The following is a 14646-nucleotide window of genomic DNA, read 5'->3' as shown; positions in this document are numbered from 1 at the left end:
GGACAGCTTGCCCATTGCTCCGATGCCGGCGTTCGCGATGGAAGAGAGGCTCATTGTATTCTCCAGTAAAATCGAGGGGTTGAGAAACTAGCCCTTCACGTTGCCGAGGCCGGGGTTCTTCATCCACGTCTTGAACTCCTCGAGCTTCTGCTTCTCGGAGTTCGCATCAGCGGGGGCGGCGGGAGCCGGAGCGGTCTCCGGGTTGAGCGTCATACCGCTCTTGCGCTGCGCCGAGCCCTCGAAGCCATCCTTCGGGCCAGTGGCGGAACGCTGCGGGGCCGCCGGCGCCGCCGGAGCACCACCCGCGGCGGGAGTACCCTCGAGCAGGGCGCCCACGAAGCCCGCCGGGATCGGCGGCGCGCCCTCGGGCCACTCCATCTGGCCGGTGAAGCCGACCGCGGCCAGACGCTCCTGCATGAACTCCACGACCTCCATGATGATGGTCGGGGGAGGAAGGACCGGGTCCTTCGTGAAACGGATGAACGCGTCCTTGACGTCGGTGTAGAGGTTCACGTTCAGAGGCACGCCCACCTTCGTGTTCGCGACCAGCTCGTGCATCTTGCGCAGCAGCGGCTGGGCGGTACCCGTGGCGGCCTTGGCCTGCTTCTCCAGCGCGGCCAGCAGCTTCTCCCGCTTCGCCACCAGCTCAGGCGGCTCGACAGGAAGGGGATACTCTTCGTTGGCGTTCTGCTTCTTCGACATGAGCGCGTCTCTTTCTGCGGGGGGAGGCGGGAAGTCTCAATGCACGACCCCACCCATGTTAGGGATGGATGGATTCCCGGATCAAGCCAGCAAACTCGTAAACCCATGACCCAAGGGGTCATCTGTCGGCTCAGCGCTGGGTCAGCGCCGTCAACATCGCCTCGGCCTTGTGGGCCAGCGGCTCATCCGCGTCCACCAGGGAGGGGATGCGGCGCAGATCTTCCACGGCCTGCGCCTTCTGTCCCAGGGACAGGCGGACCTCGGCGCGGCCCACGTAGGCCTGGGCATCCCGGGCATCCAGCTTGAGGGCCACGTCGTAGGCGGCCAGTGCGCCCTGCGGATTGCCCGCCGCCATCTCCACCACCCCGAGCGCCTTGGCGAAGTAGGCGTCCGCGGGATTCACGGCGTAGAGGCCCTGGAAGAGCGTGCGCGCCTCGGCGATGCGGCCCTGGTAGAAGAAGATGTAGGCCGTCTTGGCGATGGCGTACAGCTCATCGTCCGTGTAGCCGCGCACGTCGCGCAGCGTCGCCTTGCCGTCCGCCCAACGCTGCACCATCGACGTGAGGCGGGCCTCGTCCTGGGGGTTGTTGCTGTCGGATGCGGCCATGGCGCTAGAACCCCTCCTCCTGCTGCTCCTCGCGCATGCGGCGCTGGATCTCCTGGACCTCGGAGTGGACCTGGCCCACCAGCGCCAGCATCTGCGCCTCGCGCTGCAAGAGGCCCTTGAGGCGATCCATGCGCTCCGGGGGCGCGTTGATGCGCGCCATGCTCCGCTCGAGCAACTGGCGCTGATCGCTGTCCCCTCGCCCGGCCACACTGCCCAGGTAGGGACGGTCCGAGAAGCCCTCCAGGTCCGCGTCATGCCCCTTCGGGTTGGGCGGCGTGGGCAGCCGCAGCTCCTCCGAGGAGTGCGCCGGGCCGATGAAGTCCAGCAGCGCCGCCGAGGCGAGCGCCGGACTCTTCGGGTTGCCCGCCTTGCGCTTCTTCCGATCGAACTGGGAGGGATCGACCAGCTTCTCGCGGACCGCGCGGGGGCCGCCCCAGGGCCAGAGGGGTGTTCTCGGGGGCTGACTGTTGATTTTGGCCATGGTCTGGATTGAACCTCACTCCCGGGATGGGACGCCAGAGTCTACCGTACTCGACTCAACGCTTGCCGCTTGCCTGCTGCTCCCGCTGGAGCTCGAAGATGAAGTTGAGGACCTCCGCGACGGCGTCGTACAGCTCCTCGGGGATCTCCTGGCCCACGTCGATGCGGTAGAGCGCGTTGGCCAGCGACACGTTCCTCATGACGGGGATGTTGTACTGCCTGGCGATCTCCCGGATCTTCTCCGCCTTGAGCCGCATCCCCTTGGCCACCACGCGCGGAGCGGTGTCCTTCTCCTTGTCGTACTTGATCGCGATGGCCATCTCGGCGTCGTCACTCATGGGAACCTCGCGTCAGGGACAGGGGGCGGGGCCGCTTCAGGCCCGGGCCGCCGGCGTGGGATTCTTCAGGCCGTAGACGAAGTTGAGCACCTCGGCGACGGCGTCATACAGCTCCTCGGGGATCTGCTCGCCGACTTCCACGCGCAGCAGGGCGTGCGCCAGGGGCACGTTGCGCAGCGTGGGCACGTCCGAGTCGCGCGCCAGGGCCTTGATGCGCTCGGCCTTGAAGTCCAGGCCCTTGGCCAGCACCCTGGGCGCCACGTCCCCGTCCTTGTCGTACTTGAGCGCCACGGCCACGTGGTCCGGGTTGGTGACGATGACGTCCGCGTCCTTCACGGCCTCCATCTGCGCGCCTTCCAGGATCTCGTGCGCCATCTCCTTGCGCTTGGCCTTGTTGTGCGGATCGCCCTCGCTCTCCTTGTATTCCTTCTTCACGTCCTCCTTCGACATCATCTGGTCCTTCATGTACGACTTGCGCTGCCACCAGACGTCGAAGATGCCGAAGAGGAAGAAGACCATGCCCACGCGCACGGCGACGCGGTAGGTGAGCTCCCCCATGATGGCGAGGATGGTGGGGACGTCCCGGCGCACCGTCTCCACCACCAGGGGCATGGAGTCGCGCACCACGCCGTAGGTGACGTAGGCGGCGATGCCGATCTTCGACAGGTTCTTGATGAGCTCGACGATCTGCTTCTTGGTGAAGAGGTTCTTCAACCCCTCGATGGGGTTGAGCTTCTCCAGCTTGGGCATCAGCGGATCCATCGTGAACAGCGAACCCACCTGGAGGAACTCCACCAGGCCGCCGATAACGGCCACGGCCCCCACCACCGGAAGGGTGAGCAGGAGCACCGCGTTGAGCCCCATGGTCATGAGCTGACCGGTGGCCGCCGCCAGGCCCTCCGGGTGCGCGATGTGCTCGAAGCTGAAGCGGAACAGCTCGGTGACGCGCTCCTCCACGCTGGACCAGGTGGCCTTGACCACCCCCAGGCCCACCACGAAGCCGAACACCGCCGTCAGGTCCTTGCTCTTCCAGACCTGGCCCTTCTTGCGTGCGTCGTCGAGCTTCTTTTGTGAGGGTTCTTCTGTCTTCTCGTCGGACATGGCGAGGACCCTGGATCAGCCGAGCAGGCGGATGGCGTGGCGGAGCATGGCCAGCATGGCGGCGAACTCCGTCTGCATCCGCTCCATGATGAGGCCGAGCGACAAGAAGATGATGACCACGCCCACCAGGGGCTTGATGGCCATGGAGATGAAGAACACCTGGACCTGGGGCGCCACGCGGTTGACGGCGCCCAGCGCCATGTCCGTGAGGAAGGCGGCCAGCATGGCCGGCGCGGCGAGCGCGAGGGAGATCTTCAGCAGGTCCGCGAAGGAGCGGATGATGAGCTCGAAGAAGGCCCACTCGCCCATGCTGAAGCGCGGGAAGCGGTCCAACGGGACGATGGAGAAGCTCTCGGCGAGCGCCTCGATGACCAGGTGGTGGCCGTTGAGGGTGAGGAAGAGCACCACCGACAGCTGCACCTTGAGGCTGGCGAAGATGGACACCTGCGTGCCGAGCTGCGGCACGTAGAGCTGGGCGTTGTTGCTGCCGGACATGGTGTCCACGAGGTTGCCGGCCACGCGCGCCGCCTCGAAGACGACGTTGACGATGGAGGCCAGCGCCACGCCGATGAAGATCTCCTTGAGCATCAACCCGATGTAGGGGAACGCGCTGGTGGGCAGCGCCCCCATGCGCGCGCTCACGGCCGGGAAGAGCACGCCGGAGAGCATGACGCCCACGCCCATCTTGATTTCCGGGGGGATGACCTCGCCGCCCAGGAATGGGGAGAGCACCAGCACCGGCATGATCCGGCACATCAGCAGGCCCATGGTGAAGATGACGAGCGAGAGGTTGGCCTGCTCCGTCATCCGGGCGATGACATCCGAGACGTTCATTTGATCAGCGCCGGGAACTGATCGAACACGTGGAAGGTGAAGCGGATCAGCTGGTGGCCGATCCACGGGCCGGAGAGCGCCAGCACGCCGAAGACGATGATGACCTTGGGAGCGAACGAGAGCGTCTGCTCTTGAATCTGCGTGGTGGCCTGGAAGACGGCGATGATGAAGCCCACCAGGAGGCTCATCAGCACCGGCGGGGCCGAGACGACGAGCACGAGGTAGAGCGCCTGCTGAAGGATGGAGTTCAGCTCATGCATGTGCGCCTCACAGGTAGCCGACGACCAGGCCCTTGGCGATGAGGTACCAGCCGTCGACGAGGACGAAGAGGAGCAGCTTGAAGGGCATGGAGATGGTGGTGGGCGAGAGCATGTGCATGCCCAGCGCCAGCAGGATGTTGGCCACCACCATGTCGATGACGATGAAGGGCACGAAGAGCAGGAAGCCGATCTGGAAGGCTTCCTTCAGCTCGGAGACCACGAAGGCCGGGACGATGGTCATGAAGTCCTTGTCCGTGAGGTCCTTCCTGTCCTCCTCGGTGCGCATCTTCCGGGCGAGGTTGAAGAAGAGCGCCCGGTCCTTGGCGGTGACCTTCTTGATGAGGAAGGCGCGCAGCGGTTCCTTGGACTTGTTGGCCGCCTCCAACAAGGTGCCCACCGATTCCGAGGACAAGAGCGAGGGTCCCTTGGCGAGGATGTCCACCTCCGCGGCCCGGTACATGGCCTGTCCCACCGGGGCCATGATGTAGACGGTGAGGATGATGGCCAGGCCGGTGATGACCTGGGTGGGCGGAATCTGCTGGGTGCCCAGTGCCGAGCGCACGATGGAGAGCACCACGGAGATCTTCACGAAGCTCGTCACCATCATCAAAACGAAGGGGACGAGCGACAGCGCGGCCAGCGCCAGCATCAGCACCAGCGGCCGCGAGGCGAAGGAGTCGGGGCTGACGGCGTCGACGCTCACGGCGGCGTCGGCGGCGGCACCACCCCCGCGCCTAGCGCGCTGGGCGAAGGCGAGGAAGGGCTCCAGCGCGAACACCACGGCGAAGAGCCAGGGCGACAGGCGGAGGGCGGGGAGGCGGACGTTGGTGAATCTCACGAGTCGTCTCGATCAGGCGCCCGGCGGCTCGGTGCCGCTCGGTTGGGTAGCAGTAGTCCCCTGCTGCGTGGCGTCGCGGCGGGCGAGGAGCTTCTGGAGGAAGGGAGAGAGGGAGATGACGTTGGACGGAGGAGTCTCGGAGCGGATGCGCTCCACCGCCGCGGTGTCGAGCTTGGAGAGCAACTGGAGGCCGCTCTCGCCTCCGCCCACCAGCAGGTACTCGTCCGCGGCCTTGAGCACGAAGAGGGTGCGGCGCTGGTCCAGCGGCACCCGCTCCAACACCGACACCACCGAGGGCCGTCCCGCGGGCACGCCCTGCAAGCCCATCAGCTTGCGCAGGCCCACGTTGAGCGTGAGGTAGATGGAGGCCACCACCGCGCCGAACAGCAGCAACGTGCGCGTCAGCATCCACCCGAGGCTCTCGGGCTCCTCCTCCAGGCCCGCGGGCGGCTGGGAGGGCACTCCGAAGTCCTCCACGGCGGGCGGCCGCGGGGCGGCGGGAGCGGCCTGGGCCGGGGTGGCGGCCTGAGCGGGCGGTGCGCTCGCGGCGGGGGCGTCGGCACGGGCCAGCGGCGCCAGCAGGACGCACGCGCACACCAGCCAGACCGGACGCGGGGGAAAAACGGAAGACACTGCCATGGTGGGGCGCGAGGCTAGTGCATCGGGCAGGAGACCGCCACGGGCCGCCGCCGCCCTGCCCCGCTCCCTCGCTTGCCTGCCCGGGTCACCCCACACGCGCCGCGCTCCTCTCAGCCCGCGAGCGAGAGGACCCGGACACCCAGCTGCCCCTCCACCTCCACCAGCTCGCCCCGGGCAATCACCTTGCCATTCACCGACAGGTCCACCGGCTCACCCGGCGCCCGGCGCAGCTCCACCACCTGGCCCACCCGCAGGGCCACCACCTGATCCGCCGTCACCGGCACCCGCGCCAGCTCCACGGAGATCTGCAGCGGGATGTCACCCAGCAGGTCGCCCGAATCCATTCTGTCGTCCACGGCACCACTCTCCGCCAAAGGGTTGCGCATCTCGGGGTTGGTGAACTCCTCGTCCCCCGACTCTCCCAGGGCCTCCGCCGCGGCCTCATCCGCCTCGGAGGGCACGCGCCGTGGGAAGGACTGATCTCCCGCCACCAGCCCGGTGATGCGTGCCTGGTACTGGCCATTCTCCAGGTAGACGTCCGCGGCCAGGCAACCCTTGCGGGCCAGCCCCAGCAGCACCCGGGCGGTGCCATTCTCCCCCCGGTCCGGCCGGGCCGAGAACGCGTCCACCAGCACCACGTCCTTCACCCGGAGGCTCGCCAGGTCGCCGCTGGAGATCTCCGCCTGGGCGATCTCCGCGCGCAGCCAGGTGCGGACCGAGGACAGCCGGCCCAGGTTCGCCTGGATGTCCGCCTGCAACGCCGCCCGGCGCAGGTCGGCCGCCTGCGCCGGCTCCATCACGTCCAGCACGCCCGAGGGCACGAAGAGGCGCACCATGCCCTCCTGCGTGCCGAGCCGGGTCCGCAACTGGACCACCAATACCGGCCCGTCCTCGCTCAGCCGGGTCACCGCCTCGTCCAGACCGCGCGCCACGCCCTCCAGGCGCAGCTTGGGCTGGTTCGGATCCATCCCCGGCACCAGCGCCTTGAGCGCCTCGAGGATGACGAAGCTCGCCACGCCCTCCTCGATGTCCGTCAGGGGCCGCACGCCCACGGCCTCGCCCGCGCCACCCAGCAGCGCGTCCACCGCCGCGTGCGCCAGGGGCAAGCCCATCTCCAGCACCGCGCGCCCGCGATGCGGACCGGGCACCAGGAAGGACAAGAAGGTGGGCTCCGCCAGGTGGCGGCGCAGCTCGCCCGCGCCAATCGCCCGGACCGACTCCAGCGAGAAGGACACCTGCGTGTCGAAGAGGCCCTTGAGCCGGGTGCACAACGCCTCGACGGCCTCGGCCTTCGGCGTCAGCCACCGGGCGCGCGAGGTGAGCCGGAACTCGTTGAGCGACACCTTCTCCAGCTTGGGGAAGGAATAGGGCTTCCACTGCTTGCCCGGGGCAACCGGGACGGCGGGGGCGGTCGGACGCTTGAGCTGCCGCGTGTCGACCAGCATGGTGCGTTCCTGGGGACCGGGCTCATCATCCAGGTCGAGACTGCTCATGACTTCGCCTCGACGCGCAGCTCCTCCAGGGTGAGGCCGCGTCCAGCCAGCGCGTTCTTGAGCGTCTCACGCTGCCCCTCGAGCATCTTCAGCACTTCCCTGTCGCTGCCGCTGAAGGTGGCGTGGATCTTCCCGTTCTTCGCGCTGAGCTTGATGGACAGGCCCTTGAGGACGTCGTTGCGCAGGTCGATCTGGAACTCCGCGTTGCCCGCGGCGTTGGTGCCCACGCGCACGCGCTCGACGATCTTCTGGGCGATCTCATTGGCGATGGCGCGCAGCCGCTCCGAGCCCGACGCGGGATTGGGCCTGGCCACCGGCACGGGCGCCATCAACGCGGGGTTGAAGCGGAAGCTGGCGGCCGCCTCGGCGCCGTCCTTCTTGTCCTTGCCCTCCCCACCGCCCTTGCCCCCACCGTCCGCGTCGGCCTTGAGCGAGCCCTTGCCCTCGCGCCGGGCCTGAACACCCATCGCGGCACTGTCGCTGTCCTTGTCGAGCGCCTCGCCGCGCTCGTCCAGGGCCTTGCTGGTGTCCTTCGCGTCCGCCGCGCGGGACTCGACCCGCGTCTGCGTCACGCCCTGGTCCTGCTTCCTGGCCTGCGCCATCTGAGGGGGCTCCGACTGGCGGCCCCCGGACACCTGGCCCTCGGACATGCCCGTCTGGCGCTGCTGACCGCGCAGGTCTCCCGCCTTGCCCTCCTGCTGCAGGCGCGCCAGCACGGACTTGCCCAGGTTCTGCTGCGGAGGCTGCTGCGCCTGCGCGGACTTCTGCTGCTGGACCAGCTTGGAGAAGGAGGACTCCCCTTCCTGGCGCTGCTTGCCCTTGGACTCCTGGAGACGCTTCTCCTGGACCAGCCGCTCCGCGGTCCTCTGCGCCTGACGATCGTCTTCGACTCGGCTCATCTCGACACCACCTGGGGGGAGCTGGAGGTTACTTGCGCTGCCGCATCAGGAACAAGGTGTTCCCGATTTCCTCCTGGTTCAGCTCCTCCTTGGCCTGACGCTCGGCCCGGATCTGCTTCTGCCAGTTCTCCTTGTGCTTCTCGATGGCCTTGAGCTCCTTGGCGGCCTCGGCCATCTCGCGACGGCGCTGCTCCACCAGCTTCTCGGCCGTCTTGACGACCTCCTTCTGGCGCTCGATCTCCAGCGCGAGCTGCGCCTCCTCGTCCTTGAGGCGCTCCTCGTACCGGTTCATCATCGTGAAGCTGTTGGGACCGGTGGTTCCCTTGGCCATGAGTCCCTGGAGGTAGGCCATGACCTTCTGCTTGCGCTCGGCCTTGCGCGTCTCGAGCTCCTGCTCCAGGCGCTTGAGCTCGGCCTTCTGCTTGTCCAGCGCCTTGACGGCGTCGGAGAAGGCCTGCTCGGCCTCCTCCTTGGCGCGCTCGCGCATCTCGAGCAGGGTCTGCAACCGGTAGGGGGGCATGGCCCCATCCTAACCTGGAAAACCCCGGGGCCGTCACCCCTCCCGGAAATGCCTGCCCGCTCCTTCACGCCCTCGGGCCTCCCCGTCACTCCTCGAACAGGCCGATGAGCTTCTCGACGGTCTCGTCGAACCCACTGTTGGAGTGGGTGTCCTGCTTGAGGAAGTCGATGATGGCGTCGTACTTGTCGATGGCGTAGTCCGTCCGGGGGTCCGTGCCGTACTGGTAGGCGCCCAGGAGGATGAGGTCGCGTTGCTTCTCGTACGTGGCGAGCGTCTCGCGCAGCTTGCCCGCGGCCTTCTTGTGCTCCTTGGAGACGATGCCGCTCATCACACGGGAGAGGCTGGCGAGCACGTCCATGGCGGGCCACTGGTTGCGCTCGCCGAGGGCACGGTTGAGGATGAAGTGGCCGTCGAGAATACCGCGGACCTCGTCGGCGATGGGCTCTTCCATGTCACCGCCGGCCACGAGGCAGGTGTAGATGGCGGTGCACTTGCCCTTCTCCGAGTTGCCCGTGCGCTCGAGGATGCGCGGCAGCATGGAGAACACGCTGGGCGGGTAGCCCTGGCGCGCCGGGGGCTCGCCGATGGCGAGGCCGATTTCACGCTGGGCACGGGCCAGACGGGTCACCGTGTCGAGCATGAAGAGGACGTTGCCGCCGCGCTCGCGGAAGTACTCGGCGATGGCCGTGGCCACGTAGGCGGCGCGCAGACGCACGAGGCTGGGCTGGTCCGAGGTGGCGCACACCAGCACGGAGCGCTTCATGCCCTCCTCGCCCATGGCGTCCTCGATGAACTCGCGCACTTCGCGGCCACGCTCGCCGATCAGCGCCACCACACACAGGTCCGCCTGGGTGTTGCGCGCTATCTGGCCCATCAGCGTGGACTTACCGACGCCGGAACCGGCGAAGAGGCCCACGCGCTGGCCCTCGCCCACGGTGAGCAGCCCGTCGATGCAGCGCACGCCCAGGGGCAGCGGCCGCTCGATGCGCTGGCGCTTGAAGGGGTCCGGGCAGTCGCGGTCCACCGACCAGTCGAACAGGCCCTCGGTGGGCAGTGGCTTGCCGTCCATGGGCTCGCCGATGCCGTTGAGCACGCGGCCCAGCAGCCCCTCGCCGCACTTGATGGACAGGGGCCTGCCGGTGGGGACGACTTCACTGTCCGGGCCGATGCCGAGCAGCTCGCCCAGGGGCATGAGCATGACCTCGTCACCCTGGAAACCCACCACCTCGGCCTTCACCGAGTTGCGGCCGCCGTGGCCCTTGATGAGGACCAGCTCGCCCACGCGCACGCCGGGCACGCTCGCCTTGATGACCAGACCCGTCAGCTCGGTGACGCGGCCCTGCACCCGGTAGAGCGGCGCGTCCTTGATGAGGGAGAAGTAGCGCTGGAGATCGAGAGCCATGGCTTACGCGGGACCGTCCTTCTTGCCCTGGTCCGGGAAGAGCACGTTCTGCAGCATCTCGAACTGGGTGGGCAGCTGCGCGTCCACCTTGCCGAACTCCGTCTGCACGATGCAGCCCACCGGGGCCACGTCCGCGTCCTCCTTGATGGACACGTCCACCGCCCGGCCGATGAGCTCCATCAGCTCCGCCTTGCGGGCGCGCAGCACCGCCGCCGACTTGGGATTGACCCTCAGCACCACCGCCCGCGCGTTGCGCAGCTCCTCGATGGCCTTGGCGCAGATATCCGCCAACAGCGTGGGGTCGCGCTCCACATCGCGGCCGATGATCTTCTCGGCGATCTTGCACGCCAGGGCCACCACGTCGCGCTCCTGCTGGGCGAGGATCTCCCCGGCCTGCATCTTCGCGCGCAGGAGGGTCTCCGTGGTCTGCGCCAGGCCCTCCTGCCGGCCCTGCTCGCGCGCCTTGGCCAGCAGATCCTCCCGCTCGCGCTGGGCCTCCGCGAGGATGCGCTCCTTCTCGCGATTGGCCTCCTCGATGATGCCCTGGGCGCTCTGCCGGGCATCGAAGACCTCGGCGTTCATCACGCCCGGGCGCGGAGGACGCAACACCGGCCTGTCCCCGCCAGGCAGAGGCTCGGCCCCCGAATCGCCCTTGATCACCTTGCCGATCGCCATGGAAAGCTCCTTGTCCGCCGGATGCTAGCGCGTTCCGCCCCGCGGTCCACGCCCACTCGTGCCCGGCCCGCCCGGCCGCTGCGTGCGCCGCTGGACCTGGGACCCCTCCGTCTTCACCGCTGGAAGGGAGGTGCTGGTCCCCAGCACCCTGGGCGGCCGTTCGGGCTCACCCTCCACCCGGGACACGGCGCTCCGGCTGTGCGTGCGCGCCACCGGGGAGCGGATGATGCGCGAGACCTCCGAGTCCTGCGCGGGAACCTCGACCCGGGACCGGGAGCCCACGTTCGTGGGGGGCCTCGACGAGGGCGGCGGCCCGATACGCGCCCCGGAAGGATCCGGCTTCACGTCCGCTCCCTCCCGGGCACCCTCCCGAGCACTCCGGGGGGTCACCCGGCTCACCCGCGAGGGAGAGGACTCGGGCGGCGCCTCCTGCTGGCGGTTCCCGTAGCTCGAGCTGGCACCCGCCCGGCGAGCCTCGCGCTCGGCGATGGGATCCCTCCGCACGCTGACGGACTGGGAGGACGCGGACCGGCGGACCGAGGCCTCCGAGCTGGCGCCCGCGCGCATCTCGCGCGACATGGCGGGATTCCGGCTCGCGGGAGGCGGAGACACCACCGCCGGCTTGCCAGCCAGCGAGGGCGGAGGGCCGAGGGCGGGCGGACGAGGCGGGGTGAGCCGCACCGGGCGCTCGATGAGACCCCGGGCCGCGAGCCGCTCCAGGTCCGTGACGATGTCCGTGCGGCCACCATCCCCGCGGGTCGTCGGCTTGGCGCGCTCCTCGCGCACCCACTTCGCGAGCATCTGCCCGAACTCGCTGCGGTGCTTCTCCACCAGGCGCGAGGCGAACTCGGCGGACTGCGCCACGCTGGCGCGCGCCAGCCGGTGCACGCCAGCGCCTCGAATGGCGGCGGCCAGGTTGTCGATGCCACCGTACAGCTCGAGCTGCGCCTGGGCGTCCTCCTCGGCGAGCTTGCGAGGGGCGTTGGCCGTCACGGCGCGCGTGGCGAGCTGGCGCAGGTGGGGCGGCAGCACGGCGAAGGCCGGCTCCCGGGTGCCGTCTGGAATACCCGCCAGCGCGGGCCCCAGCACGCGCGCGCCCAGCCGGTCACACATGGTGAGCAGCTCGCGCGTCTGCAGCAGCAGCACGTCGGTGAACTTGAAGGGCACGTGCGCCGCGGACTCGCGCGACAGCCGCTCCTCCAGCTTCCAGCGCACGATGTCCAGCACCTGCGGCCGGACCTCGCGCGTGAGCTTCACCTTGCCCGTGTTGGGCAGATGGGAGCGCACCGCCTCGGCCAACTGCGCCGGCAGCGCGCGCAATATCACCTCCACCAGGGCGGCACGCTCGCGCTTGAGCAACCCCGCCAGACGCTCCGGATCCGCGCTCCACAACTGGCCGCGCCGGTCCTTCACCAGCCGCTTGATCTCCTGGACCAGCAGCGGGATGCGCTTCTCGCGCGGAATCTGGAGGATCTCCTGGGCCCGATGCCGGAGCAGTTCCGCCTCTTCCTCGGGCAGATGCTCCAGCGCGGCGACGCCTTCCTGGCCACCGAAGGTCACGGCGGTCAGGAGCATCATCGTCTGTCGCTTGCTCAGCGAGGTGAAGAACTGATCCAACGGTCACCCCGCGGGTGGGAGGCGTTCCAGGAAAGGAGCGGACGTCGCTCGGCTCACTGCTTCGGGCGGGGCCGGCCCGTGGCGGGAGCGGCACCACCGCCCCGGAGCATGGGCCACACCGCCAGGCCGATGGCGGCCAGGATGACCATCACGGCCACGCCCGCCATCATCCGGAACTGGCTCACGCTGGAGGCCGTCATCCGCATGCCGAACACGTCCTGCAGGCGGCTCTCCGGGCCCACCTCGGCATCCGGAGGCAGCGCCGGCGTCAGCAGCACCGTCACCGCCGCGGGCTTCAGCTCCGGCACCGCCGTGGAGACGAACTGCTGCACGTCCTCACGCTTGATGGGCGACTCGTTCTTGAGGCCCGGCCGGTACTTGATGAACACCGACGCCGAGGGCTCCGGCTTGTTCTCCGGCTGCGTGAGGTCGTTGTTCTCCGGAATCATCACGATGACCCGGGCCTCCAGCACGCCGTCGATCTGATTGAGCGAGTTGGACACCTCGCCGCCGAGCGCCTTGAGCAGCATGGCGCGCTCCTCGGTGGCGGTGGGCACCATGCCGCCCTTGGCGAAGTGGTTCAGTCCCTTCTCCATCGGCCGCGGAAGCGAGTACGCGCGCAGCAGCTCGGCGGCCTGGGCCGCATCTGCCTTGGGCACCTGGATCCGGAAGCGCAGCTCGTTGCCACCCTCTTCCTTCATCTTCGTGGCGGCGATGCCGTTCTTGCTGAGCAGGACGTAGATCTCATTGGCGTCCTGTTCAGTCAGGTCGTGTTGCAGGTCGATGGTGCAGCCGGTCCCCACCGCGAGAACGAGGAGGGCGGCGAGCGCGTACGGTCGGAGCGTCATGGGCGCGCCTAGCTTAGATGGGCCGACTCCCTCGCAACAAGACCCAACCCGAAACAGCCTGGAAAACAGGAAGGGCGCCCCCTCGCTTCGAGGAGACGCCCTTCGAGGTGGAGGAACCGGCTCGGCCGGCTGCTCGCTCACACCTGGGTCTTCAGGGTGTCCTTCAGACCGCTGGTGGCCTTCTCGACGACCTTGCTCGTCAGGTCCAGCTCCTGCGTGTACTTGTACATGCCGGCCTGGAGCGACAGCAGCTCGGCGTTGGAGAACGTCTTTCCGGAGGCGCCGGCCTGGATGAGCTTGTCCATGTTGACCTGGCCCTTCTCCAGCTCGCCCACCACGTGCGACAGCATGTTGCCAACCTTGTTGGCCTCCTGCTTGCCGTTGACGGCCTCGGCGCCGCGCGCGGTGGCGGGCTCCTGGCCGGCGGTGTTCACCTTGTTGAGCGCCGCCTTCTCCGTCTTGTTGACGGACTCGGTGTGGCGGATCTGCTCGGCGCGCTGGGTCGCCTGAGTGGCCTGGGTGGCCTGGACCTGCTCAGGCCCGCCCGCGGCCTGGGCCTTGTTAGCGAGGGCCGCGTCGAACTTCGAGGCTCCCTGCTTGTTGACCTGCTGCGCGCCCTGATCCTGCAACTTCTGCTGAGCGATCTGCGCCGCCGAGACGCCGGCCATCGGACCCGCCATGTGACTGCCTCCTTGAATCCTCGGAGGAGGAAGAGTCCTCCTCGTTCAAAAGCTCCTTGAGCCGCTCGATGGCGCGCGCATGCAGCCGCGACGCCCAGCTCTTCGACTGCCCGATCTCCGCCCCCGCCTCTTCCAGCGTCTTGCCCTGGAAGTAGTAGCCCTGAAGCAGCCGGCGCTCCTTCTCCGGCAACTTCTCGATGGCCCCCCTCAACCTCACCCGCTGCTGCTCGAGCTCGATCCGTTGATCCGCCGGAAGGGACTCGTCCGAGAAGCCGAGGGTGTCCGCACCTTCGAGGCTGGTCGCGAACACCATCGCCAGCCCCGCCACCGCGTTGGAAATCTCCATGACATCATCGTCAATGGACCCCCCGCGGTTGCCTCCTCCCTGCTCGCGATCCGAAAGATTTCCCAAATAGGCCGTCGCCCGCTCTCCCATGTAGGAGCTGCGGGCGTCGTTGCCCTTGAGAATCCCCATCTTGCGCAGGCCGTCGTAGATGGCGCCCTTGATGCGGTAGTGGGCAAATGTGAGGAAGTTGGCTCCCACCTTCGGATCAAAACGATCCGCCGCCTCCAGCAGGCCAATCTGGCCGTAGGCGATGAGCTCATCGAGCTCGAGCTGGGCGGAGAACTGCCTGCGCACGGTGGCCGCGAGCGACCGCACGTAGGGGCCGTACTTCTCCAGCAGGACCTTATTGTCTTCGCCGAGAGCCAAG

Annotated in this window: 18 protein-coding genes; all 18 read right to left on the bottom strand. The window is 68.3% G+C overall.

From position 1 onward, the window contains the following. Positions 1-87: 87 nt before the first annotated feature. Complete coding sequence (locus tag Q664_RS33925) at positions 88-702, bottom strand: hypothetical protein (RefSeq protein WP_043405124.1); 615 nt, start codon at positions 700-702, stop codon at positions 88-90. A gap of 130 nt (positions 703-832) precedes the next feature. Next, positions 833-1309, bottom strand: coding sequence for a SycD/LcrH family type III secretion system chaperone (locus Q664_RS33920; protein WP_043405121.1), 477 nt, complete (start codon positions 1307-1309; stop codon positions 833-835). A 4-nt stretch (positions 1310-1313) separates the two neighbouring features. Continuing rightward, a complete protein-coding gene (locus Q664_RS33915) occupies positions 1314-1790 on the bottom strand; it encodes a hypothetical protein (RefSeq protein WP_043405118.1) in 477 nt (158 codons plus the stop codon). A gap of 55 nt (positions 1791-1845) precedes the next feature. After that, positions 1846-2127, bottom strand: coding sequence for an EscU/YscU/HrcU family type III secretion system export apparatus switch protein (locus tag Q664_RS33910; RefSeq protein ID WP_043405115.1), 282 nt, complete (start codon positions 2125-2127; stop codon positions 1846-1848). A 36-nt stretch (positions 2128-2163) separates the two neighbouring features. Then, positions 2164-3228 (bottom strand): type III secretion system export apparatus subunit SctU, encoded by a 1065-nt coding sequence (gene sctU / locus Q664_RS33905; protein ID WP_043405112.1) that lies wholly within the window; start codon positions 3226-3228, stop codon positions 2164-2166. A gap of 15 nt (positions 3229-3243) precedes the next feature. After that, the gene (locus tag Q664_RS33900) at positions 3244-4062 is read right to left on the bottom strand and encodes a flagellar biosynthetic protein FliR (protein ID WP_043405108.1); all 819 of its coding nucleotides are present in this window, start codon (positions 4060-4062) and stop codon (positions 3244-3246) included. After that, complete coding sequence (fliQ, locus tag Q664_RS33895) at positions 4059-4322, bottom strand: flagellar biosynthesis protein FliQ (protein ID WP_043405105.1); 264 nt, start codon at positions 4320-4322, stop codon at positions 4059-4061. Before fliQ ends, Q664_RS33900 begins: the two co-directional genes overlap by 4 nt. Before the next feature lie 7 nt (positions 4323-4329). Further along, on the bottom strand, positions 4330-5160 hold the full coding sequence (gene sctR / locus Q664_RS33890) for a type III secretion system export apparatus subunit SctR (RefSeq protein WP_043405103.1): 831 nt from the start codon (positions 5158-5160) through the stop codon (positions 4330-4332). Positions 5161-5172: 12 nt separating this feature from the next. Continuing rightward, positions 5173-5799 carry a FliO/MopB family protein gene (locus Q664_RS33885; protein ID WP_084610536.1) on the bottom strand — a complete coding sequence of 209 codons (627 nt, stop codon included), beginning with the start codon at positions 5797-5799 and terminating at the stop codon, positions 5173-5175. Between the two features lie 110 nt (positions 5800-5909). Beyond that, positions 5910-7292 (bottom strand): type III secretion system cytoplasmic ring protein SctQ, encoded by a 1383-nt coding sequence (sctQ, locus tag Q664_RS33880; RefSeq protein ID WP_043405100.1) that lies wholly within the window; start codon positions 7290-7292, stop codon positions 5910-5912. Beyond that, positions 7289-8191 carry a flagellar hook-length control protein FliK gene (locus Q664_RS33875; protein WP_043405097.1) on the bottom strand — a complete coding sequence of 301 codons (903 nt, stop codon included), beginning with the start codon at positions 8189-8191 and terminating at the stop codon, positions 7289-7291. The genes sctQ and Q664_RS33875 overlap by 4 nt, the downstream gene beginning before the upstream one ends. A gap of 28 nt (positions 8192-8219) precedes the next feature. Further along, a complete protein-coding gene (locus Q664_RS33870) occupies positions 8220-8711 on the bottom strand; it encodes a flagellar assembly protein FliH (protein ID WP_043405093.1) in 492 nt (163 codons plus the stop codon). Between the two features lie 85 nt (positions 8712-8796). Further along, the gene (sctN, locus tag Q664_RS33865; protein ID WP_043405090.1) at positions 8797-10113 is read right to left on the bottom strand and encodes a type III secretion system ATPase SctN; all 1317 of its coding nucleotides are present in this window, start codon (positions 10111-10113) and stop codon (positions 8797-8799) included. 3 nt (positions 10114-10116) lie between these two features. Next, positions 10117-10788 (bottom strand): FliH/SctL family protein, encoded by a 672-nt coding sequence (locus Q664_RS33860; protein WP_043405087.1) that lies wholly within the window; start codon positions 10786-10788, stop codon positions 10117-10119. 24 nt (positions 10789-10812) lie between these two features. Continuing rightward, complete coding sequence (locus Q664_RS33855; protein ID WP_043405084.1) at positions 10813-12405, bottom strand: hypothetical protein; 1593 nt, start codon at positions 12403-12405, stop codon at positions 10813-10815. A 53-nt stretch (positions 12406-12458) separates the two neighbouring features. Continuing rightward, a complete protein-coding gene (locus Q664_RS33850) occupies positions 12459-13253 on the bottom strand; it encodes a type III secretion protein (protein ID WP_043405080.1) in 795 nt (264 codons plus the stop codon). Positions 13254-13390: 137 nt separating this feature from the next. Beyond that, positions 13391-13933 (bottom strand): ATP-dependent helicase HrpB, encoded by a 543-nt coding sequence (locus Q664_RS61480; protein ID WP_235216975.1) that lies wholly within the window; start codon positions 13931-13933, stop codon positions 13391-13393. Next, on the bottom strand, positions 13815-14645 hold the full coding sequence (locus tag Q664_RS33840; RefSeq protein ID WP_075207584.1) for a sigma-70 family RNA polymerase sigma factor: 831 nt from the start codon (positions 14643-14645) through the stop codon (positions 13815-13817). Before Q664_RS33840 ends, Q664_RS61480 begins: the two co-directional genes overlap by 119 nt. Position 14646: the final 1 nt, after the last annotated feature.

Source organism: Archangium violaceum Cb vi76, from assembly GCF_000733295.1.
GTDB lineage: Bacteria > Myxococcota > Myxococcia > Myxococcales > Myxococcaceae > Archangium > Archangium violaceum.
The sequence above is the reverse complement of the archived record's forward strand: the minus strand, read 5'-3'. Positions and strand labels throughout refer to the sequence as shown.

What these genes read in the sequence shown, in the direction of transcription:
- Q664_RS33925 (WP_043405124.1), bottom strand. Translation starts at nt 702, where the DNA reads ATGTCGAAGAAGCAGAACGCCAACGAAGAGTATCCCCTTCCTGTCGAG.
- Q664_RS33920 (WP_043405121.1), bottom strand. Translation starts at nt 1,309, where the DNA reads ATGGCCGCATCCGACAGCAACAACCCCCAGGACGAGGCCCGCCTCACG.
- Q664_RS33915 (WP_043405118.1), bottom strand. Translation starts at nt 1,790, where the DNA reads ATGGCCAAAATCAACAGTCAGCCCCCGAGAACACCCCTCTGGCCCTGG.
- Q664_RS33910 (WP_043405115.1), bottom strand. Translation starts at nt 2,127, where the DNA reads ATGAGTGACGACGCCGAGATGGCCATCGCGATCAAGTACGACAAGGAG.
- sctU (WP_043405112.1), bottom strand. Translation starts at nt 3,228, where the DNA reads ATGTCCGACGAGAAGACAGAAGAACCCTCACAAAAGAAGCTCGACGAC.
- Q664_RS33900 (WP_043405108.1), bottom strand. Translation starts at nt 4,062, where the DNA reads ATGAACGTCTCGGATGTCATCGCCCGGATGACGGAGCAGGCCAACCTC.
- fliQ (WP_043405105.1), bottom strand. Translation starts at nt 4,322, where the DNA reads ATGCATGAGCTGAACTCCATCCTTCAGCAGGCGCTCTACCTCGTGCTC.
- Q664_RS33885 (WP_084610536.1), bottom strand. Translation starts at nt 5,799, where the DNA reads ATGGCAGTGTCTTCCGTTTTTCCCCCGCGTCCGGTCTGGCTGGTGTGC.
- sctQ (WP_043405100.1), bottom strand. Translation starts at nt 7,292, where the DNA reads ATGAGCAGTCTCGACCTGGATGATGAGCCCGGTCCCCAGGAACGCACC.
- Q664_RS33875 (WP_043405097.1), bottom strand. Translation starts at nt 8,191, where the DNA reads ATGAGCCGAGTCGAAGACGATCGTCAGGCGCAGAGGACCGCGGAGCGG.
- Q664_RS33870 (WP_043405093.1), bottom strand. Translation starts at nt 8,711, where the DNA reads ATGCCCCCCTACCGGTTGCAGACCCTGCTCGAGATGCGCGAGCGCGCC.
- sctN (WP_043405090.1), bottom strand. Translation starts at nt 10,113, where the DNA reads ATGGCTCTCGATCTCCAGCGCTACTTCTCCCTCATCAAGGACGCGCCG.
- Q664_RS33860 (WP_043405087.1), bottom strand. Translation starts at nt 10,788, where the DNA reads ATGGCGATCGGCAAGGTGATCAAGGGCGATTCGGGGGCCGAGCCTCTG.
- Q664_RS33850 (WP_043405080.1), bottom strand. Translation starts at nt 13,253, where the DNA reads ATGACGCTCCGACCGTACGCGCTCGCCGCCCTCCTCGTTCTCGCGGTG.
- Q664_RS61480 (WP_235216975.1), bottom strand. Translation starts at nt 13,933, where the DNA reads ATGGCGGGTCCGATGGCCGGCGTCTCGGCGGCGCAGATCGCTCAGCAG.